Raw genomic sequence first — 20095 nt, forward strand, 5'->3', positions numbered from 1 at the left:
GACACGTCTTACTCTGCGGCGGAACGCTGATGCGACGAAAGCCTATACTCCACCGCCTGCGCCACGTCGGCGATCAGGGCACCTGTCTTCCCCGCAAATTCCTCCACGACGCCCCACTCGCCGTTCACCCCGCGCGTCATATAAAGCGCGCGGCTGATCTCGATCTGGATGACGCTGACTCCATCATCCGGCCTGCCATAGTGGCGCGTTATGAACCCACCGGAAAAAGGACGGTTGCGGGCGACCCGATATCGCATCGCCTGCAGACTGCGTTGCGCTGCCTCAACAAATATCGGCTCGGATGCTGCGCCGAATGCGTCGCCTATTACGAACTGAGCCGTCCCGGCCAATCCGGAAGGCATCGAGTGCATATCAAGCACCAGACAAAAACCATGCGCGGCCCGAGCCTGCGCTATCAGTTCCCCCAGAGCAGCATGATACGGCCGCCAGAATGTGAGTAAACGCTCTGCTGTCTGGTCGAACGTAAGCTTGCCCGAATAGACCGGAAGGCCGCCTGAGGCGACACGTGGCACGCTGCCCAGCCCAGCCAACGCCCGCTCGCTCGGACGCAGACCGATCTTGTCGCCGTTGCTTATCATCGCGGGATCGAGATCGAGCGGCGCCCGGTTCACGTCGCAAACCACACGTGGAAACGTCGCGTGAAGGGTCGTCGCGCCATGCGCTGGGGCCGAGGCGATAAGCCGGTCGACGTAAAAGTCTTCGCCAGCCCTCAGTTGCGCAAGTGACAGCCGCGAGAGCTTTCGAAACGCGGCGCTGTAGTGCCGTCCAGAATGGGGAGAGCAGACGATAAGCGGAATCGAAGTCCCTTTCGGCGTTTCCACCACGAAAGGGGGGACCGTATCGCGCTCCGATTCGGCGGTCGATGATTCGTCGACAGATTCGCTTCCGGTCCGGATTACCCTCGATTTTTCTTGGAATTCTGCGAAAAAAGCGCCGATCCAGGCGTCAGAGTCGATCAACGCGAATGTCTTTTCCAGTAGCAGGGTTGCGCTTCAGAGCGAGTGGGGTTAGAAGCCGGCTACCGAGCGGATGGGCGCATAGCTCAGCGGTAGAGCACTACCTTGACATGGTAGGGGTCACAGGTTCAATCCCTGTTGCGCCCACCATCCGCCGGTCAGAAGACCCCTTACAAAACAATATGATACGAAGCCAAGGCGGCAGAGCAATTGCTCCGGGTCAGATCATAAACCAGTCTGTATCGGCTCGGAATAGTGAGCGTCGAATCGGGCTAATCGATGCAAAATCCGTGCACGATGCTCCTGTCCAGTTCCCAAAATCCCCCTATACCCGGCTTCCATTCGCACGATTCTGCGCAGACTGCAGAGACCCGAGAAGGTCGGACGACGCGACTGAGACTCCTGACCGGTGAAAGCCCGGCAACCCCGTGCCAGCCGCGTGCGTTTTTTGAGACATGCCGCTCGACCCTCGTCTAACCGCCGAAGAACTACTGCGCCTGCTCGGTGTCCAGGCCGAGGAGACAGCGCTCAAGCGCGCCGCCGCGTTCCTGCAAGCCAACGACATCGACAACGCCCGCGACTGGCTGGAGGTCCGCGCGCACGTCCGGCAGATCATGAAGTGGGGCGGCGACACGCGGCATTGAAGCGACCCTTTCGCCAACACCACATCAGGCATGCTCGGCGTACCAGATGGCCGCAGCTTTACCCAGGCGGCCAGAGCGCGACCGATGCTATCCCCGTCCAAGTGTGCCGCTACACCAGTCCGTAAGCCTCGTCCCTGAACTGGCGCAGAAAGCCCCACGACATGCGCTTCTGCTCGCCCCAGGCACTCAGATAGAGCCAGTCCGCATCATACCCATACTGCCACACGCAATGACCACCCGTGATGACGTTGTTCTGCCGCAGATTGAACAACCAACCGCCGCAGCCGACGACACTCGCTCACTTCGGCAGCGACAAACAAACCAACACGGGCCCGTAGCATTCTCGTATTACCCGCCTGCCCGTTCGGTGACCAATACGCTGAAGAACGAAATCCAAGTTTATCATATAAAGGCTTTTGAAAAAGACGATGCCAGTTTCGGCGATGTTGTCCGGGCACGTATGCGGGAGGACGGCGCTCGACTTCGCCTCATCGGTCTCGGCCGACAGGCGTCGCCCCGCCGCTTGACTGGCGGAAAATCTTTGTGACCTCGGCACGGCAACGCCGATATTCTCTCTTTTCTGGCAACGCCAGAGATCGTCACGCTGCGATAGCGAAATCTCGATATGCCTGACACTGTCGCCGTATCGAGCGACCTATGTCTCTCAGAAATGCCTTATTGCGCCCGTGCGAAGTCATTCATGCCCACCCTGAGCGTGACCGTCCGTGACCGTATACGTCGAGATCGCGCCGATCTTGATTTGCGGTGGTCACGAGATCTCACAGCCACAACTCATCCCCTCGCACTTACAAAACACACCGTTTGTTTCAAAGCGGGACACAATGCAGTCTCGTTGTTGGTCAAGATGAGGACATGAGGAGTGACATCAAAACAGAAGCCGCGCGATTACTGAGCGAGTTTGGCTACAAGGCCGAAAGCGCGGCGCTCAGAAACGCGTCCATGTTCGCGCAGCTTGGCGATTACGACAGGTCTGAACTATGGCTCGACATTCATGACGTCATCGTAGCCATTATTCACAAATGAACGATTAGGGATGCAGCAGCGACCCTGGCCCATCCATACCACCGTCCCGACTCAACGCCCTCAGACGTCCAGATTGGCGACCTTCAAGGCATTGCCCACGATAAAGTCTCGGCGAGGTTCAACGACATCGCCCATCAGCGTAGAGAACACCGCCCCAGCGTCCTCAATATCCGCGACCCTTACTTGCAGAAGCGTGCGCGTGGCCGGATCAAGCGTCGTATCCCAAAGCTGAGCGTCATTCATTTCGCCCAAACCTTTGAAGCGATTGATCGCAAGACCCTTGCGTCCCTGCGCAAGGAATCGACCAAACGCAGAAGATGGGCCAGCTGCGGCTATTTCGCTTCCGCCCTCAAGGTGCAGCTTGACTCCGGCACCGTAGTCGCGGGCCAGCCGTTCTGTATTAGCGGCGAACCAACGCGCATCGACGCCGACCATCGCCGTAGGGTCTAGGCGATAGACCTCGCCCACGCCACGAACGTTTCGCGCCATTTCCAGCCCGTCATCGCTCAGCACAACTTTCCAGCCGCGCTCGGAAGGCTCCGACACGTCATCCAGACGCTTTTGAAGATCAGAAACATTGAGCTGCGCAGCAGCCCGATCTGCATTGAACACTCCGGCGATAGCGGCCTGCTCGATAATCCAGTCCGGAACACGGGCGGAAATGCGGGCGACTGAGCGCGCCGCATCACGCATGAACGAGAGTTCAGCTTCACGATCCTCACCAACGACAATGCGGCCGCTCCCAAGCGTCAGGGTCGCATTGTTCAGAGCTTTGTCGAGCAGGTACCGCTCAAGCGCGGCGTCGTCCTTCAGGTACCGCTCCTCGTTCCCGCGCTTGGCGCGATAAAGCGGCGGCTGAGCGATGTAGAGATAGCCCCGCTCGATCAGTTCCGGCATTTGGCGGAAAAAGAATGTCAGCAACAGCGTACGGATATGAGAACCGTCGACGTCGGCGTCCGTCATGATGACGATGCGGTGATAACGCAGCTTGTCGATCGAGAACCCGCCCTGATCAGCCTCGCCACGACCGATTCCGGTGCCAAGCGCCGTGATCAGCGTGCCGATTTCCGCCGAGCCGAGCATTCTGTCAAAACGCGCGCGCTCAACATTGAGAATCTTGCCCTTGAGCGGCAGAATTGCCTGAAAACGCCGATCTCTGCCCTGCTTCGCCGTCCCACCTGCGGAATCTCCCTCGACGATGAAGATTTCAGCCTTCGACGCATCCCGTTCCTGACAATCAGCGAGTTTGCCGGGTAGTGAAGAAATATCCAGAACGCCTTTGCGGCGCGTCAACTCGCGAGCGCGGCGCGCAGCCTCGCGCGCCGAAGCCGCATCCAACACTTTTCCGACAACGAGCTTCGCTTCCTTCGGATGCGTCTCGAACCAATGCCCGATCATATCGGCGGCGGCCACTTGCACGACCGGCTGCACTTCCGACGAAACCAGCTTATCTTTGGTCTGCGATGAGAATTTCGGATCCGGCACCTTGACCGACAACACCGCAGTCAACCCTTCGCGCATATCTTCGCCAACGAGGGACGCAGCGTCCTTCTTGGCGATGCTTTCTGCATATTTACCGACAATTCTCGTCAGCGCCTGACGGAATCCAGCGAGATGCGAGCCGCCGTCGCGTTGCGGGATGTTGTTCGTAAAGCACAACATCGTTTCGTGGTAACTGTCGTTCCAACTCAGAGCGAACTCTACCTTGATGCCGCTATCCGCGTTTTCGAGACTGCCCGTAATCGGTTGCGCCATGATGGGCGTGCGCGAACGATCAAGCCACTCCACGAAGGCATTCAACCCGCCTTCGTAAAAAAACGTTTCTTCTCGAACCGTTTCGGTGCGGGCGTCCCGCAACGCAATTCTCAGACCCGAATTAAGAAAAGCCAGCTCACGAAGACGTTTTTCCAGAATCGCGAATTCAAATTCAACTTTAGTGAACGTCGCAGCGCTCGGCTTGAACGTCACCTCGGTCCCACGCTCCGCGTCGGACGCGCCGACAACCACCAGCGGCGCGTCACGTTCGCCATGCTGGAAGCGGATCATGTGTTCCTGACCGTTGCGCCAGATGCGCACCAGCATCCACTCGGACAAAGCGTTTACAACAGCGGCGCCGACGCCGTGCAGTCCACCCGAGACCTTGTATGAATTCTGATTGAATTTGCCGCCGGCATGCAGTTTCGTAAGCACCACTTCCGCCGCGCTAACGCCTTCCTCCTCGTGCATATCGGTCGGGATACCACGACCATTATCACGGATCGTCACGCTGCCGTCGGCATTGAGCGTGAGTTCGCAGTGGGTAGCGAAGCCCGCCTGCGCCTCGTCAACCGCGTTGTCGATGATCTCAAAAGCCATGTGATGAAGGCCGGAACCATCGTCGGTGTCGCCGATATACATACCGGGACGTTTGCGAACCGCATCCAGCCCTTTAAGCACGGAGATCGAGGAGGCGCCGTAATCGTCATTCTCGACAGGCGAAGCCGACTTGGCGAAATCAGTCATACTTGGGGAACGCTCCGAACTTGATCTTGAAGACGTGGCAGAGCCGTCATCATAGCTTCTTCCTTGAAAAATCGCCAGCTTCGCTACCCCCCAAAGCTGCGTTTCATCCGCCTTCCCGTCGAATTTCGTAGACTTCAGCCCCAGGCGGCCTACACGCCTTCCGGGTCGCCAACGCCCTGAAAAGGCGAATCAATTCGCCCGGCGGCAAGCCGTATGAATTCAGCGCGCCCTTCTAGCGGCGCGAACGGCTCCCGGTCGGTTCCAGTCAGCAATATCGGGGCTGGAAATCTCAACACAGCGCGCATCAGCGCTTCACGGCGCACGGGATCGAGATGAACGAGCGGTTCATCCAGCAGCAGCATCGGAGGGACCACACCCGTTTGCGTCATCAGCCGCGCGTGAGCAAGGATCAACCCGATCAACATCGCTTTCTGCTGTCCCGTGCTCGCGTCCGAAGCCGCCCTGCCGCTGACGCGATCACTCAAACCGAAATCGGATCGGTGAGCCCCGAACCCCGCCTGCCCACGCCGCCCATCGTCCGCGCGCGCCGCGCGCAGACGAAGACGCAACCACTCCTCCACAGCGAGCGCCGGCTCCACCTCCAGCCGTTCAGCTATCGGGCATAAAAGCGTCAGCGCCGCCGCCGGAAAAGCGTCGTCAGCGCCAGCGCCGCCATCCGCATTCAATCGCGTCACAAGATCGCGACGCGCAGCGACGACCGAGACGCCATGTCGCGCCATCGCATCTTCAAGCCCGGACAGCCAGGCGTCCTCTCCGGGCCTGGTCGCCAATAGCCGGTTTCGCTGTGCCGTCGCCCGCTCACATGCGGCCAGCTCCCGCGCGTGATGCGTCGCAACCGCTACGACAAGACGATCGAGAAATCGACGTCTTCCGCTAGCGCTTTCTCCAAACAGCCGATCCATCTGCGGCGTGAGCCAGACGGCGGACAAATATTCCGCAACCGCGTTGCGATTACGCGCTGGCGCGCCATTCAGCAGAAACTCGCGAGCGCCATTCCCGGAGGGTTTCTGCCCGACGCCGATTTCAAATCCACCACGCTCATCTTCAAAAGATGCGGCGACACCCCATCCCGCCGACACAAGGTCGACGTCATCCGCAACTCTGCGCCGCAGATCGCCGGCCTTTGCGCCACGAAGACCACGCCCCGGCGTCAGCAACGATAACGCTTCGAGAAGGTTGGTTTTACCGCTGCCATTATCGCCAGTGATCACCACGGGCATTCCCGTGGGACGCCAGACAAAGCGGTCGTAATTACGAAATTCCGTAAGCGTCAGGCGCTTGAGACGCATCACGGTTCGATCGCCCGATACATACCGCGCGGGCCATACCTTAATTGACGCCGGAGTTTGCCCGTATCCGCCCCTGTCGTCAGCCAGCGCCGTTCGCCTCGCTGGCCGACCCGACCTTCGATCAGACCCGCATCGGCATCAGCACGTACAGTGCTGATGGGCTATCAACGTCGCGCACGATGGTAGGAGCCGCACTGTCGGCGAAGACGAACTCGACGTCCTTGTTCACCTGATCTGTAATGTCATTGAGATAACGGGCCTGAAACCCGATCTCCATGTCCGCGCCGTCATAGGAGACCCGGTTGTCGTCAAGCTCTTCCGTCGCCATGCCCTGATCGGCGCTGATCGCGGAAAGAACGAGCAGATCGCGTGACAGGGCGAGCTTGACCGGCCGCGAGCGCTCCTGGCTGATCGCGGCGACGCGCGACACCGCATCCGAAAAGTCTTTTTTTCCAACGCGGAGAATGCGGTTGTTCCCCGACGGAATGACGCGTTCGTATTCCGGGAACGTGCCGTCGATCAGCTTCGAGGTCAGCATGACCGGGCCAATCGTGAACTGTATCCGCGTGTCGGACACCGCCACCTGAATCTCGTCCGGCGCCTCGTCCAGCAATTTGCGCAGTTCCGCTACGGTCTTGCGGGGCACGATGACGCCGGGCATTCCAGCCGCACCCGCCGGCAATTCGGTCTCCACACGCGCAAGACGGTGGCCGTCGGTCGCCACCGCACGCAATAGCCCACCGGTTTCGCCGTCGGTTACATGCAGATAGATGCCGTTCAGATAATACCGTGTTTCCTCTGTGGAGATCGCAAATCTCGTTCTGTCGATCAGCGTTTTCAGAACTGCGCTGTTCAACTTGAACTGGTGCGGCAGGTCGCCTGCGACCATCGAGGGAAAATCATCCACGCTCAAAGCGTTCAGTCGCGTCGAAAACCGCCCGGCGCGCAGGTCGAGCTGCGCGTCGCCGCCAGCATGATCGAGTTCGACCTCACTGCCGTCCGGAAGCTTGCGAACGATTTCATAAAGCACCGAGGCCGGCGCAGTCACGGATCCGGGCGTGACGATGGTCGCCGGGATGTCCTCGACGATGGCGATTTCCATATCGGTGGCGGTCAGGGAGAGGCGGATGTCCCTAGCCTCGATCAGCACGTTGGCCAGAATCGGTATAGTGTTACGCTTCTCCGCGACGCTCTGGATATGAGCCAGAGCCTTGAGCAGCGTGGCGCGTTCGGCCGTAAACTTCATCGACGCCTGTTCCTCCGTGGGCCGGAAAGGTCGCCCACGACCCAGATCCGGCTGAAATCCTTTAAATTCACGGCCAACCTAGCAGCGTCGCGAGTCCAAGCAAACCCACAGACCGTCGCCGACCGCCGACGCATCGGCAGCCGTCAGCTCTCCAGCATACGGCGCAGAAGCTCCACGTCCTCTGCGAACGCCGTGTCACGCTCCATCAACTCAGTCACACGCTGGACCGCATGCATGACGGTCGTATGGTCGCGGTTGCCAAATTTCCGGCCGATCTCCGGCAGCGAACGGCTGGTCAACTGCTTGGCGAGATACATCGCAACCTGCCGAGGCCGCGCGACCGCACGAGCGCGCCGCGCCGACGACATGTCGGTGAGGCGGATGTTCCAGTGCTCGGACACCTTCCGCTGGATTTCCTCGATGGTGACGCGCCGGTCGTGAGCCTTGAGAATATCGTGCAGGACTTCCTGCGTCGCTTCGAGCGTCACGGGACGACCAAACAGATTGGCGTGCGCAATCAACCGGTTGAGAGCGCCTTCCAGTTCACGCACGTTGGTGGTGATCTTGTGTGCGAGGAACTCCAGCACCTTGGCCGGAACCGGCACGCCAGAGGCCGTGGCTTTCGCCTCCAGAATGGAGATGCGAAGTTCGAACGTCGTGGCGTGGATGTCGGCCACCATGCCGCAGCCGAGACGGGTGCGCAGCCTGTCTTCCAGCCCGGACAGATCGGAAGGCGACTTGTCAGCCGAAACCACGATCTGCCGGCCAGCGTCCACCAACGCATTGAAGGTATGAAAGAACTCTTCCTGCGTGTTGTCCTTGCCGATCAGGAACTGGAGGTCGTCGATCATCAGTACGTCAACCGAACGCAGCTGCTCTTTGAACTCAATCGTCGATTGCGACCGGATCGCGCCGATGAAGCGATACATGAACTTCTCGGCCGACATATATGCGACGGACACCCGCCCTTCGCGCGTCAGTTCGGAGCCGATCGCATGCATGAGATGCGTCTTGCCCAAGCCGACGCCGCCGTACAGGAACAGCGGATTGAACCCCGGGCTCGACGGCTTTTCGGCTACACGGCGGGCGCAGGCATAGGCGAACTCGTTGGGTTTGCCGACGACGAAGCTGTCGAACGTGAAACGCGGGTCCAACGGCGCGACAAGGTCCGAACGCGCGTCCTGCACGCGCTCCACGACAGGAGCGGGAGCTTCAGGGACGTCCACGACACGCCGACCAGGCACAATCGGAGCAGCCTGTTCAGTCGTTGCGACAGCAGGCCGATCGCCCGGACGCATCACCTGCAACTCGACACGACGAAGCGCCGGAATCTCCTGATTCCAGAGCGTGCTCAGACGATCGCCATACTGGCTACGGACCCAGTCGCGCAAAAATCGCGTCGGCAGAAGCAGCGTGACTTCATCTCCGTCCACCGGCCCGAGCACAATCTGCTGCAGCCAGGTCCGATACTCGACCTCGCCAACCTCGGACTTCATACGCGCGGCGATCCTTGCCCACGCCTCCGTCAGAAGCCCTCCCGCCGCGTGAGCGACGTCATGATCATCACTGACCTGCCCTGAAAAACCCGCAGTCATATCTTCTCCCAGGTCGCTTGCCGGAAATGCTCCCGACGCGATTCCTCTGGGGGCAGCGCCACCCTCAAACGTTGTGAGGCGGTGTTCCATATCCGGTTCAACCTCATCAAACCCGGCGGCCATTCCCACTCCAATATCCTCGACAAGCCCCCACAATGACATGTGCGGAGCGCGATTGCCCGAAGATTCTTTCGCTCAACGCTCTTTGGACGGGACGGCGATTTTACGTTCGCCGCTTGTTCCTCAACAACGGCTTTTAATGCGCCGCCCCATCCCCTGCGGCCTTCCCGACCGTACAGGAGCAATCACGCCATGCTTGCTGGCGTACAAAGAGCGAAGAACTCCCAGATCACGGAAGGAAACAGCCGTCTCTTTATTATCAAGCTGTGCGAATCGGTTTAGAGCACCGATTCGCACGACGCAATGAGATTTTCGACTCGAACGAAACAAGTTTTGTGAATAAATAATCTAAACGGTCGGCGCTTACTTCACGCCAAACACGCTCGACGCAATTCCAGAAAAATAAAAAGCCGACACCTCTCTCGAGATGCGGCTTTTTATTTAACGAGACCGGCGTTCTATTGCCGAATCAAAACCTGCAGCGGTTCAGGCCGGAGCAAGAGCCTTGATACGTGCGGACAGACGGGAGATTTTCCGCGCGATCGTGTTGTGATGAACGACGCCCTTGGTCGCAGCGCGCTGGATTTCCGGCTGAGCCAGCTTCAGAGCTGCGTTCGCCTGCTCTTTGTTGCCCGACGCGATCGCCGTCTCAACCTTCTTGATGAAGGTGCGCATGCGGGACACGCGAGCGGTGTTGCGAGCGGTGCGGCGCTCCGTCTGACGGATGCGCTTACGGGCAGATGCGATGTTCGCCATGGTTCTCTGTCTGGTCCAAACGAAAATGAATGAGGCTTCCGATCCGCCTGTCGACGAAGAGGCCCGAATGAAGTTGGGTTCTCTAATCCAAGCCGCGCGGGGCCGTCAAGCGAAGTTATTCACCTCCGCCAGCCGCGCGGGACAGGCATACGCGGAGAGTCGTCCACAGCCCCTAGCGAGACGGCGCAGGTTGCTGGCGCGGGCAGAAAAATGTCGAGCGCCCTCCCTGCGTGATCCGTCGGACGCCGGGACAGTCGGAGCCTGGGCCGCAATCCGGGCACGCTTCCCCTTCCCGCCCATACACGCGCCACGCATGCTGGAAGTATCCTAATTCTCCATCTGGCTGCACATAATCCCGAAGACTGGATCCGCCGGCCGCCACCGCCTCTTCCAGAACCGCCCGGATAGCTGCGGCGAGACGCCGCAACGCAGGCGCCCCTATCGCCCCGGCCAGCGTCTCGGGGTGGATACGGGCACGAAACAACGCCTCGCACACATATATATTGCCCAGTCCGGCCACCACGCGCTGATCCAGCAGCAACGTTTTGACCGGCGTCCTGCGCCCCGCAAAGGCTTCCGCCAGCGCTCCTGCCCTGAAGTTCGCCTCCAGCGGCTCCGGTCCCATCGAGGCCACCAGCGGATGCCGGTCCTCCAGCGCTGTGTCGATCAGATCGAGCGCGCCGAACCGTCTCGGGTCGACCAGTCCGAAACGCGATCCTTCTCGCGTCACGAAGGCCACGTGCTCGTGCTTTTGCGACTCGCTATCCAACGCCTCCGCCAGAGCGGAGCCGGAGACGCTGTTCAAAACGACGCGGCCGGACATGCCCAGATGGAGCAGAAGCGATCTCCCGCTGCTCAAACGCATGAAGATGTATTTGCCCCTTCGACGAAAACTTTCGATCCGCCGACCCGTGAGTTCCTGCCGCAATCGCGGTGGCAAGGGCCAACGCAAATCCGGCCGCCGGACTACGGCCTCCACGATCGTGTGGCCTTCCATCTGCGCACGCATCCCGCGCATGACGGTTTCTACTTCGGGGAGTTCTGGCATGGGTCCAAACACGCTATACGTCGAGTCCATGACCGACAATGCCCCGCACACATACGACGCGTCGCCGCACTCCCACGGAACCGGAGGAGCCGACTCCTTCGGGACCAGTTCCGGCGATACCGCCGATTTCGGCTACCGGACAGTGCCGAAGTCGGAGAAAAAGACGTTGGTCAGGGGTGTTTTCGACAGCGTCGCCAGCCGGTACGACGTCATGAACGACCTGATGTCCCTTGGCGTGCATCGCGTCTGGAAGCGGATTTTCAATGCTGAGCTCGGCCCACAGCCCGGCCTGAAGCTTCTTGATCTGGCGGGCGGCACGGGGGACATCACCTTCGGCTGGCTCGCGGGCGGCGGCGGCCCCGCCATCATGACCGACATCAATGCCTCGATGCTGTCCGTCGGACGAGATCGCGCCATCGCGCGCGGATATGTGTCCGACCTGACCTTCTGCGTCGTCGACGCAGAACAGATTCCGTTGCCTGATCGTTCCGTCGACCGGGTGACCATCGCTTTCGGCCTGCGCAACTGCACCGACAAAATGGCGGTGCTGCGCGAAGCGCGCCGCGTGCTGCGCCCGGGCGGTCGTTTCCTCTGCCTGGAGTTCTCTCATGTGCAGGTCGCGGCTCTGGCTCCGATCTACGACGCGTGGTCGTTCAAGGTCCTGCCGCTGCTTGGCGAGAAGATCGCCAAGGATCGTGACAGCTACCAGTATCTAGCCGAGAGCATCCGCACCTTCCCCGACCAGGAGACGCTGGCGGACATGTTCCGTGACGCCGGATTCAGCCATGTCCGTTATCAGTCCCTGTCGGGCGGCATCGCGGCGATCCATTCGGGCTGGAGAGTCTGACAGGCCGCGACCTGTCGGCGGTCGAATTCTGAGCCAGGGGGTGATCCGCCCATGACGCAAGAAACGAACAAGCCCTCGGTTCTTCTGATCGTGAGCGGCGGTGTCGCCGCTTACAAGGCGCTCGAACTGATCAGGTTGCTAACGACCGCTGGCGTTAGAACGCGTTGCGTCGTGACCCGCGCCGCCGAGCAGTTCGTGACGCCTCTGGCCGTTCAGGCCCTGAGCGGCGAACCCGTTTATCGCGACCTGTTCTCTCTTACCGACGAACAGGAAATGGGCCACATCGTCCTTTCCCGCTCCGCCGACCTTGTCGTCGTCGCCCCTGCGACCGCGCACATTCTCGCCCGCATGGCCCACGGTCTGGCTGACGATCTGGCGACGACGCTACTGCTGGCGACGGACACACCCGTCATGGCGGCGCCAGCGATGAACGTGCGCATGTGGGACCACCCGGCGACTCGCGCCAATATCGAGACATTGCGGGCCAGAGGTGTGCAGATCGTTGGACCCGACGACGGCGAGATGGCCTGCGGCGAATACGGACCCGGACGCCTGGTAGAACCTGCAACGATTCGCGACGCGATTCTGGCGGGTCTGCGCGCCGCGCCGAAAAAGATGCAGCTCCCCCCGCCTGACCATCTCCCGCTGGTCGGGCGCAGAGCGATCATCACCGCCGGACCGACCCATGAGCCGATTGACCCGGTGCGCTTCCTTGGAAACCGCTCGTCGGGCCTGCAAGGATACGCCATCGCCGGGGCGCTCTCCCGACTTGGCGCCAATGTGACGCTTATCAGCGGCCCGACGTCTCTGGAATTCCCACGCGGCGTAAACGGCGCCCGCGTTGAGACCGCAGAAGAGATGCGCTCGGCGACACTCGCCGCCCTGCCTGCGGACATCGTCGTCTGCGCGGCGGCCGTCGCGGACTGGCGGGTCGATCACGCAACGAACTCCAAGATCAAGAAACAGCCGGGACAGTCGCCACCCGTTCTGACTCTCGTCCCGAATCCCGACATTCTCGCAGAAATTTCAGCAGTTGGGCCGGAAAGACCTCGTCTCGTGATCGGTTTCGCGGCGGAGACGGACGACGTCGAGGAGAACGCCATCGCAAAGCGTGCGCGCAAAGGATGCGACTGGATCGTTGCGAATGACGTGTCGACCGGAACGAATGTCATGGGCGGCCCACAGAACCGTGCTATCCTGATCACTGAAGCGGGCGTCGAACGTTGGCCGCGGATGCCCAAGGACGAACTCGCATCTCGCCTCGCGGAACGGATCGCGGAGCAGTTCACCGACGATGCGCCTATTGCCGCCAAGAAGACGCCATGATCAGGAGTGCCATGTTTCTCTCACATCCCGCACCCGCTCACTGGGCCGCCTTCCGGGGCGTTCGATGACCGCGCCGTCGATCCGGGTGGATGTGAAGCGCCTTCCCCACGCCGAAGACCTTCCGCTCCCTTCCTACGCCACCGACGGCGCTGCCGGGATGGACCTTCTGGCCGCGGTCAGCGAACCCCTCATCGTGCCTCCCGGCGGGCGGGCGCTGGCGCCGACCGGATTACGCATCGCCCTCCCTCCCGGTTACGAGTTACAGCTTCGCCCCCGCTCGGGCCTCGCGCTGAAGCACGGGGTCACCCTGCCGAACTCGCCCGGCACGATCGACGAAGACTATCGCGGCGAAATCGGCGTCATCATCCTCAACACCGGCTCCGAACCGTTCACTGTGGAGCGCGGAATGCGCATTGCTCAGGCCGTCGTCGCGCCCGTGCTTCGCGTGACGTGGAACGAGGTCGCAGAGCTTGACGCGACCGCGCGCGGCGTCGGAGGCTTCGGCAGCACCGGTCACTGATCATCTCCGGGGAGACCATGACGTCAGGCGAGCCAGCTTTTCATCCCGGCCGGATCGCAGCTTTCCCGCGTTCCGCACGGGCGCTTGTCAAATCGCTTCTGGCCGACCTCTCCGCACCGGTCTTTCTGGCGGGAATGGCCATCCTGACGGCGGTTTTCGCCACACGCTGGCTTCCCGTTCTCCCACAACCTCCGCGAGCGCTTAACCTCGCGGCGTGGGCCGCTCCATTGTCTGCCGCACTTACTGTGTCACGCATGGCGATGGCGCTGCTTCTCGCGTTGATCGTAACCGGAGTGTGCGCTCCGCTGGCTGCTTCGGGCGGCTGGAGCGGCACACTGCTTACGCGACTGACGCGCGCCGCCCGATCAGTTCCTGCACTTGGCCGGGCCGCGTTTCTAACGCCGCTATTCCTTGCGCTGTATTCCCGGAATGGCACCGGCGCGGAGTTCGCCTCCATTATCGCCACCGCGGGCTCCATTGCGCCTGACGCGGCGTTCGCAATGATCCTGGCGCTCCGTGGCGTACCTGCCGAGCTGGATCTGGCGGCGCGTGGGATTGGCTTGACCGCGTGGCAGCGCTTCTGGCGTCTCGACGCGCCATGCGCAATTCCGTCTGTCTGCGACAGCCTTGCCGCGTCCCTGCCCGGCGCATGGTTCACACTGCTCTACGCGGAGAATCTGACCTGGGTTCAAGGAGGCGGATCCTTCCCCGGCATAGGATCCTACGTCGTCGCCGCAGCGACACACGCTGCGATCCAGCCGATCATTCTCGGCGGTGGGGTCATGCTTGTCGTGGCGCTCGCCTGCAATCGGCTCGGTCTGAAGCTCATGACGGCCTGGGCGGCGCGGTATCGTCTTGGCGACGTTGAGCGCGGTGACCCGATGCGTGATTCGGCTCTTTTCCGGGCGCTCCGATTATCGCCAGTCCTCCGACCTGCGACACGCGTAGCGACGAGCGCCGTGGAGTTCGTCGCCCGACTTCGGATTGGTGGACGCCCCCGAGCGCAACATTTGAGCGAACCGCCAGCCACGGAAAACCGCGCAATCCCCGTTATATTGATTGCCGGAGGCGTTCTCGCGGCGCTGTACGGCGACGCTCTGATCTCGAATCACCACCTATTCGGCGACTTTCTGCACATATGCTTTTTTGGACTATTAACGACGATACGTGTCCTCGCCTTGATTGCGCTTATCTCGCTCTTCTGGACGCCTGTCGGCGTATGGCTGGCGCGTCGCTCCGTAGCGAAACAGATTGTCGGCGTGTGCGCCATGTTTCCGGCCAACCTCCTTTACCCGCTTGTCGTCGGCGTAGCGATCTCCGCGCATGTGAATGCTGGATTCTGGCTGGCGGTGTTGCCCGCGCTTGGGGCGCAGTGGTTCTTTCTGACGCATATTTTACGCGGCGTAGAAACATTTCCCGCCGACCTCTTGCGAGCGGCAACCGCGTTCAACGTTCGGGGTGGCCTATGGTGGCGTAAGGTGATGTTGCCAGGTCTTGCCCCGGCATGCCTCGGGGGCGTTATTGCCGCTGCTAACGCAGCCTGGAACGCCTCTATCGCGGCCGAACTTGTCAGATGGGGCGACCGCGACTTCGAACTCCTCGGAATAGGCGGCTACATCACACATGCCAGCGTGAACGGCGAAATGACAAACGTGGCGCTGGGCGTCGCCGCAATGACATTCTTCGCCAGCAGTTCGCGTCTCCTGATCTGGGCTCCGCTAACGAACGCGCTGAGGCGGCGCACCGGACGCGAACACGTCGTTTTACGATAGCTCTTGTTGAGCTGAGACCTGGAGCGTTATCCGGTTACACCGATCATCGCTCAAACCATACAGTCACATCTACATATTTTCCCGAAAAATAACGAAGATGTGCGACAAAGAAGAAGAATTACACCACTCCCGCCTACGCAGTTAACCGATAACGCGCCCTATCCTCCGCAGGCTACCGCTCCGCGTTAAGGCGCGACACTCTCATAGAATGATGCACCTCAGCTTGATCTGCTGTCTTCCCGTTTACGAAACCGGATAGGTCGCCACACGTTGGTACACGTATCAGCCAGTGTGGCTGGGACGACATTCCAGTCCGTGCTGCTTCACATAAGGAGAGATACGATGGGCGAACTTACTGACAAAGTTAAAGGAACCCTCAACAAAGCTGTGGGCTCCATTAAAGAAGAAGTTGGCAAGGCGACCAACAATCCGGACCTTGAAGCAGAAGGGACCGCCCAGAAGATCGAGGGGCATGTCGACACGCTCAAGGGTACGGTAAAAGGTAAAATAAACGACCTATGAAGCCATTTTTTCTGCCAAGCGGACATTCCTGAGACAGACCATGACTGTCTCAGGGATATGTGTCCTAAGCAGAAACATGTGACTAATGCGCCTGCCAAGAGGGCGCCTTTGAAAACCCCTTGCAATCCGGTCGTGGGCAAGGGGTGAAACTCAATGGGCTTACCTATTGTTTTCGATGAATTATCGGGCGGATATTGAACCGCTCAGGCCTGTTTTTCAAAGGCTAGCGCCTGTGCAAGCTCATTATCGACCCTACCGAGTGGGATGCTCCCGCCATGGCATCAGGCACAGGATCGCCAGAAAAGGCATCAAAGGCAGCCCCCTACCGAAGAAAGCATCGCTGAGTCGTCGGGCAGACCTTCGCATGGATATCCCGTTTCCGGCGGCTCACAGCTCGCTACGAACGAAAGGCAGATATCCACCTCGCCTTCACACTGATTGCGTGCTGTCTCATCTGCTCAGCAGCCCTTACAACATGGTTTTAGAGCATCATCCGATCAACCTGAATCGGCTGATCGGATAAAGAGGCTCGCCAAAACGACAAACCAGAGCCTTATCCGTGAACCAGTGTGAACTGATAAGGCTTTAAAGCGCGCTCTAATGCGAAAGCGCCGGGATTACGGACAGATAGTAATCCACCGCCGGAGCGATACTCGCAACTGGCGTCCGCTCGTTCAGGCCGTGACTGAAATCCTCAGACTGTTTCAGGAACACAGGACTGGCGCCATAGCTCGGCACGCCGTTCTTGCGAAACCACATGCTGTCGCTCGCTCCCGCCGTCATGCTTGGGAAAACCGGTGTTCCAGGGTAAATTTTCTGAATACCCGCAGTCACCGCATCGACAAAATCAGGACGCATGGGCGACGCCGCCGTTTCGACAGATCCCGCGCTCACATCCTCGAAGTGAACTTGCGGATCCGCCGCGACCTGCTCCAGTTCGCGCATGATGGCAGCGCGCGCGTGGCCGGGGAAAATTCGACAGTTAATGTTTGCCGAGGCGTGTTGCGGCAGCGCGTTTAGCGCGTGGCCACCGTCGATCATCGTCACCACGCAGGTTGTCCCGATCTTGCCGATCAGAGCCGGATCAGCGCTCAGCGTCGCAATGGCTTTTGCATTAGCCGGGTCCTTCGCGAACGCGAGCATGGCCGCACCAGTGGCGCCGGGACGCAGCTTCGCCGCATTTTCGAAATAGCTGCGCGTCAGGTCGTTGAGTTCCGGCTTAAACTGGTATTTCTGGATGCGCAGCAAGGCTGCAGCAAGCCGGTCGATCGCATTATCCGCACGAGGCTCCGACGAATGGCCGCCGGGGTTCGAGACCGACATACGGAAATCCGCATAGGTCTTCTCTGCGCCCTGCCAGCTGAAATACTGCGGCTCGCCCGTCTTCTCGTCGAGAACCCCTGAACCGACGTCGATATTCAACACAAGATCTGCGTTGCGAAGGGCGTCTGCGACCATTTCGCTCGTCTTCATCGCCGTTTCCTCGTCCCCGGAAAACGCGAGAATGATCGTGCGACGCGGCTTGTACCCCTCGCGACGCAGTTCGATGACCGATGAGATCGCCAGCGCGCCGTCAAGCTTCATATCCGTCGCGCCGCGCCCGAACAGATAACCGCTCTCCACGATCGGCTTGAACGGGTCGCGTTTCCAGTCCGAAGGCTTCGCTTCGACCACGTCCATATGGCCGGAAATGACCAGCGGCTTCAGAGCCGGATCGGAGCCCGGCCAGCGCGCAATCAGATAAGCCGTGTTATCCACCGGCGTGATGACGACGTCGTCAGGCGAAAATCCGCCTTCGATCAGAGTCCTCTTGTAGAGCTCAGCCACCTGCGGCGTCTGGTTTCCAGGCCCGGACACTGAACGCAGCGCTATCGACGCCTTTGCGAGGTCCAGCGACTGTTGCTCCGCCCGTGGGTGATGCGCAATTTCGGCTCGGGCAGCCTGAGGCGCCAGAACAGCCAGTACAAGCGCGAATGGAATCACCCGCATGATCGTTTCTCCTCGGTTCAAATCGAAAGCGGATCGTATGCATTCACCCGCCCGAGGGAAACCCACCTCGTTCTCGCCGCGCCCCTCGTTACGACGCGAACAGTCTTCCCAGACATGGCTAATAACCGCACCTGAGCCAAAAGTCGGAACACAGCAACGGGCCCTATCATGTCAGCGGACCATATGCCGTGCACGAGGAAGCGCCATTCGGACGCCATTTCAAACGGGACCGTTACACGGCTTCCCTGATCTGGCGTCGCGCAGTAGACTTCGCTTACGCTCTTGTGTTCCTCGCGCTCGCTGGCGTCGCGGATCGGAGAGCGCTTCTGTGGAGACCGGACGAACCCCGCGATGCCCAACGCGCCGAAGCGCCCCCTCTTTTCCGTCGCACACGAAACATCCCTCGCCGCTTCCGAGCGCGGGGAGGAAACGTTGATCCGGGTGGCGGGCGTCAAGCAGTCTTTCCATCAGGACGCCAACGCCGATTTTCTTGTCCTTGACGACGTCAGCATGACCGTCCGCTCGGGAGAGGTTGTCGGCTTGCTGGGAAGATCAGGCTCCGGAAAATCCACGCTGCTACGGATCATGGCGGGGCTTGTCGCCCCCACAGCAGGAAGTGTTTTTTGGCACGACCAGCCTTTGCTCGGCCCGGTGCCCGGCATCGGCATTGTCTTTCAGTCCTACGCACTTTTTCCATGGCTGACCGTACAGGAGAATGTCGAACTCGGGCTCGCAGCCCATGCGCTCCCTCGCGCCGAGAAGGCTGCCCGCACAAGCGAGGTCATTGACCTGATGGGCCTGTCCGGTAATGAGAACGCTTGGCCACGTGAACTGTCGGGCGACATGCTGCAACGCACCGGCCTCGCCCGCGCCCTGGCGGGGCGCCCTGATCTTTTGGTGATGGACGAACCGTTTGCAGCGCTCGACGTGCTGACAGCAGAAAATCTGCGCACCGACCTGATGGAATTGTGGGACGAACGCAAGCTGCCGCTCAAAGCGATGATGATTGTCACCCACAGCATTGAAGAAGCAGTGCTGATGTGCGATCGCGTCCTTGTCTTCGCCGCCAATCCGGGGCGGATCGAGCATGAATTGCTGATCGACCTTCCACACCCGCGCAACCGCGACGATCCGGCGTTCCGCGAACTCGTCGATCATATCTATTCTTTGATGACCCGTCGCACACCTGTCGTGTCCGAGGCGGACCTGAATAAGGCGCGTCCCGCGTCACCTGGACCGACGCATATGCCCCTGCCCGCCGTCACGGTCGGCAGCATGCTTGGGCTGATAGAGGCTCTGGCCGCGCCGCCGTTGGGCGGCCACGCCGACCTGCCGCTTCTGGCGTCACGCGCTCAGCTGGAACTGGACGACCTCTTTCCTCTGGTGGAGACGCTGCAACTGCTCGGCCTTGCGGAACTTGAGGACGGCGACATTCTGTTGACCCACGAAGGCCAGCATTTCGCCGGAAGCGACGCCGACGAGCGCAAGGCGATCTTGCGCCATGCCTTCCTGAACGAAGCGCCCTTGATGAAATCAATTTGCGCAGCTCTGGACGAACGCCCCAACCATACCGTCAGCGTCACACGGTTTCGCGACGAATTGCAGGAAAGCATGTCGCCCGCATACGCCGCCCAGACGTTGCAAACCATTGTCCAATGGGCGCGGTATGCGGAGCTCTTTGATTTTGATGAAGAGGGGAATGAGTTTTTACTGACGGAAAATACGCTTGGGTGATGTCCGCTTTGCCTACTCAAGAGAATTACCCTGAAATATTCATAGATTCTTGAAAATATTTCCCAGAAAATCCAATCGAGCGTCAACTACGCGAAGGACGACATTCATCCGCACATAAGCATTTTGTCCGCTTGAAAAATCCT

18 protein-coding genes, 1 tRNA gene and 1 pseudogene are annotated in these 20095 nt (G+C 60.3%); 11 read left to right on the top strand and 9 right to left on the bottom strand.

Translation table 11 applies throughout. From position 1 onward, the window contains the following. Positions 1–8: 8 nt before the first annotated feature. Positions 9–845: an N-formylglutamate amidohydrolase gene (locus tag G442_RS20415; protein WP_161628313.1), complete on the bottom strand. Its 837-nt coding sequence runs from the start codon at positions 843–845 to the stop codon at positions 9–11. A 207-nt stretch (positions 846–1052) separates the two neighbouring features. Here G442_RS20415 and G442_RS0101760 point away from each other — a divergent pair. Both G442_RS0101760 and G442_RS0101765 read left to right on the top strand, forming a co-directional pair. Next, positions 1053–1127 (top strand) — tRNA-Val (locus tag G442_RS0101760). 305 nt (positions 1128–1432) lie between these two features. Next, positions 1433–1621, top strand: a complete 189-nt coding sequence (locus G442_RS0101765) for a hypothetical protein (protein ID WP_026396601.1) — start codon at positions 1433–1435, stop codon at positions 1619–1621. A gap of 109 nt (positions 1622–1730) precedes the next feature. Here G442_RS0101765 and G442_RS26640 read toward each other — a convergent pair whose 3' ends face one another. Next, positions 1731–1892: a hypothetical protein gene (locus G442_RS26640; protein ID WP_170230051.1), complete on the bottom strand. Its 162-nt coding sequence runs from the start codon at positions 1890–1892 to the stop codon at positions 1731–1733. A gap of 96 nt (positions 1893–1988) precedes the next feature. Between G442_RS26640 and G442_RS26645 the strand changes: the two genes are divergently transcribed. Further along, complete coding sequence (locus tag G442_RS26645; protein ID WP_211229111.1) at positions 1989–2168, top strand: hypothetical protein; 180 nt, start codon at positions 1989–1991, stop codon at positions 2166–2168. A gap of 326 nt (positions 2169–2494) precedes the next feature. Continuing rightward, a complete protein-coding gene (locus tag G442_RS24815; protein ID WP_154660335.1) occupies positions 2495–2665 on the top strand; it encodes a hypothetical protein in 171 nt (56 codons plus the stop codon). A gap of 60 nt (positions 2666–2725) precedes the next feature. On the opposite strand, the gene gyrB is transcribed toward G442_RS24815, so the two are convergent. From gyrB to mutM, 6 genes are all read right to left on the bottom strand, one after another. Then, positions 2726–5167 carry a DNA topoisomerase (ATP-hydrolyzing) subunit B gene (gene gyrB, locus G442_RS0101785; protein WP_026396603.1) on the bottom strand — a complete coding sequence of 814 codons (2442 nt, stop codon included), beginning with the start codon at positions 5165–5167 and terminating at the stop codon, positions 2726–2728. A gap of 149 nt (positions 5168–5316) precedes the next feature. Further along, positions 5317–6477: a DNA replication/repair protein RecF gene (recF, locus tag G442_RS0101790; RefSeq protein ID WP_035376006.1), complete on the bottom strand. Its 1161-nt coding sequence runs from the start codon at positions 6475–6477 to the stop codon at positions 5317–5319. 121 nt (positions 6478–6598) lie between these two features. After that, entirely contained in the window at positions 6599–7723 is a 1125-nt protein-coding gene (gene dnaN, locus G442_RS0101795; RefSeq protein ID WP_026396605.1) for a DNA polymerase III subunit beta, read from the bottom strand. A 143-nt stretch (positions 7724–7866) separates the two neighbouring features. Continuing rightward, the gene (gene dnaA, locus G442_RS0101800) at positions 7867–9318 is read right to left on the bottom strand and encodes a chromosomal replication initiator protein DnaA (protein WP_026396606.1); all 1452 of its coding nucleotides are present in this window, start codon (positions 9316–9318) and stop codon (positions 7867–7869) included. A 606-nt stretch (positions 9319–9924) separates the two neighbouring features. After that, complete coding sequence (gene rpsT / locus G442_RS0101805) at positions 9925–10194, bottom strand: 30S ribosomal protein S20 (RefSeq protein ID WP_026396607.1); 270 nt, start codon at positions 10192–10194, stop codon at positions 9925–9927. A gap of 172 nt (positions 10195–10366) precedes the next feature. Further along, positions 10367–11242, bottom strand: a complete 876-nt coding sequence (gene mutM, locus G442_RS0101810; RefSeq protein WP_026396608.1) for a bifunctional DNA-formamidopyrimidine glycosylase/DNA-(apurinic or apyrimidinic site) lyase — start codon at positions 11240–11242, stop codon at positions 10367–10369. Positions 11243–11270: 28 nt separating this feature from the next. Here mutM and G442_RS0101815 point away from each other — a divergent pair, with 28 nt between their 5' ends. From G442_RS0101815 to G442_RS26045, 6 genes and pseudogenes are all read left to right on the top strand, one after another. Next, on the top strand, positions 11271–12089 hold the full coding sequence (locus G442_RS0101815; RefSeq protein WP_026396609.1) for a class I SAM-dependent methyltransferase: 819 nt from the start codon (positions 11271–11273) through the stop codon (positions 12087–12089). A 51-nt stretch (positions 12090–12140) separates the two neighbouring features. Beyond that, a complete protein-coding gene (coaBC, locus tag G442_RS0101820) occupies positions 12141–13415 on the top strand; it encodes a bifunctional phosphopantothenoylcysteine decarboxylase/phosphopantothenate--cysteine ligase CoaBC (RefSeq protein ID WP_026396610.1) in 1275 nt (424 codons plus the stop codon). A gap of 64 nt (positions 13416–13479) precedes the next feature. After that, on the top strand, positions 13480–13935 hold the full coding sequence (gene dut / locus G442_RS0101825) for a dUTP diphosphatase (RefSeq protein WP_026396611.1): 456 nt from the start codon (positions 13480–13482) through the stop codon (positions 13933–13935). Positions 13936–13952: 17 nt separating this feature from the next. After that, positions 13953–15707 (top strand): ABC transporter permease subunit, encoded by a 1755-nt coding sequence (locus tag G442_RS0101830; protein ID WP_026396612.1) that lies wholly within the window; start codon positions 13953–13955, stop codon positions 15705–15707. A 342-nt stretch (positions 15708–16049) separates the two neighbouring features. Continuing rightward, positions 16050–16229 carry a CsbD family protein gene (locus tag G442_RS0101835; RefSeq protein ID WP_026396613.1) on the top strand — a complete coding sequence of 60 codons (180 nt, stop codon included), beginning with the start codon at positions 16050–16052 and terminating at the stop codon, positions 16227–16229. A 344-nt stretch (positions 16230–16573) separates the two neighbouring features. Then, positions 16574–16714 (top strand): annotated as a pseudogene (locus G442_RS26045) (IS5/IS1182 family transposase); the annotation flags it as partial. A 112-nt stretch (positions 16715–16826) separates the two neighbouring features. On the opposite strand, the gene G442_RS0101845 reads toward G442_RS26045, so the two are convergent. Beyond that, the gene (locus G442_RS0101845) at positions 16827–18218 is read right to left on the bottom strand and encodes a M20/M25/M40 family metallo-hydrolase (RefSeq protein ID WP_026396614.1); all 1392 of its coding nucleotides are present in this window, start codon (positions 18216–18218) and stop codon (positions 16827–16829) included. Positions 18219–18569: 351 nt separating this feature from the next. Between G442_RS0101845 and G442_RS0101850 the strand changes: the two genes are divergently transcribed. Beyond that, positions 18570–19952, top strand: a complete 1383-nt coding sequence (locus G442_RS0101850; protein WP_026396615.1) for an ABC transporter ATP-binding protein — start codon at positions 18570–18572, stop codon at positions 19950–19952. The last annotated feature ends 143 nt before the right edge of the window (positions 19953–20095 follow it).

The organism is Acetobacter nitrogenifigens DSM 23921 = NBRC 105050, from assembly GCF_000429165.1.
GTDB classification, from domain to species: Bacteria; Pseudomonadota; Alphaproteobacteria; order Acetobacterales; family Acetobacteraceae; genus Acetobacter; species Acetobacter nitrogenifigens.

Coding starts and splice junctions, on each gene's coding strand:
- G442_RS0101765 (WP_026396601.1), top strand. CDS start 1,433: ATGCCGCTCGACCCTCGTCTAACCGCCGAAGAACTACTGCGCCTGCTC.
- G442_RS24815 (WP_154660335.1), top strand. CDS start 2,495: ATGAGGAGTGACATCAAAACAGAAGCCGCGCGATTACTGAGCGAGTTT.
- gyrB (WP_026396603.1), bottom strand. CDS start 5,167: ATGACTGATTTCGCCAAGTCGGCTTCGCCTGTCGAGAATGACGATTAC.
- recF (WP_035376006.1), bottom strand. CDS start 6,477: ATGCGTCTCAAGCGCCTGACGCTTACGGAATTTCGTAATTACGACCGC.
- dnaN (WP_026396605.1), bottom strand. CDS start 7,723: ATGAAGTTTACGGCCGAACGCGCCACGCTGCTCAAGGCTCTGGCTCAT.
- dnaA (WP_026396606.1), bottom strand. CDS start 9,318: ATGACTGCGGGTTTTTCAGGGCAGGTCAGTGATGATCATGACGTCGCT.
- rpsT (WP_026396607.1), bottom strand. CDS start 10,194: ATGGCGAACATCGCATCTGCCCGTAAGCGCATCCGTCAGACGGAGCGC.
- mutM (WP_026396608.1), bottom strand. CDS start 11,242: ATGCCAGAACTCCCCGAAGTAGAAACCGTCATGCGCGGGATGCGTGCG.
- G442_RS0101815 (WP_026396609.1), top strand. CDS start 11,271: ATGACCGACAATGCCCCGCACACATACGACGCGTCGCCGCACTCCCAC.
- coaBC (WP_026396610.1), top strand. CDS start 12,141: ATGACGCAAGAAACGAACAAGCCCTCGGTTCTTCTGATCGTGAGCGGC.
- dut (WP_026396611.1), top strand. CDS start 13,480: ATGACCGCGCCGTCGATCCGGGTGGATGTGAAGCGCCTTCCCCACGCC.
- G442_RS0101830 (WP_026396612.1), top strand. CDS start 13,953: ATGACGTCAGGCGAGCCAGCTTTTCATCCCGGCCGGATCGCAGCTTTC.
- G442_RS0101835 (WP_026396613.1), top strand. CDS start 16,050: ATGGGCGAACTTACTGACAAAGTTAAAGGAACCCTCAACAAAGCTGTG.
- G442_RS0101845 (WP_026396614.1), bottom strand. CDS start 18,218: ATGCGGGTGATTCCATTCGCGCTTGTACTGGCTGTTCTGGCGCCTCAG.
- G442_RS0101850 (WP_026396615.1), top strand. CDS start 18,570: ATGCCCAACGCGCCGAAGCGCCCCCTCTTTTCCGTCGCACACGAAACA.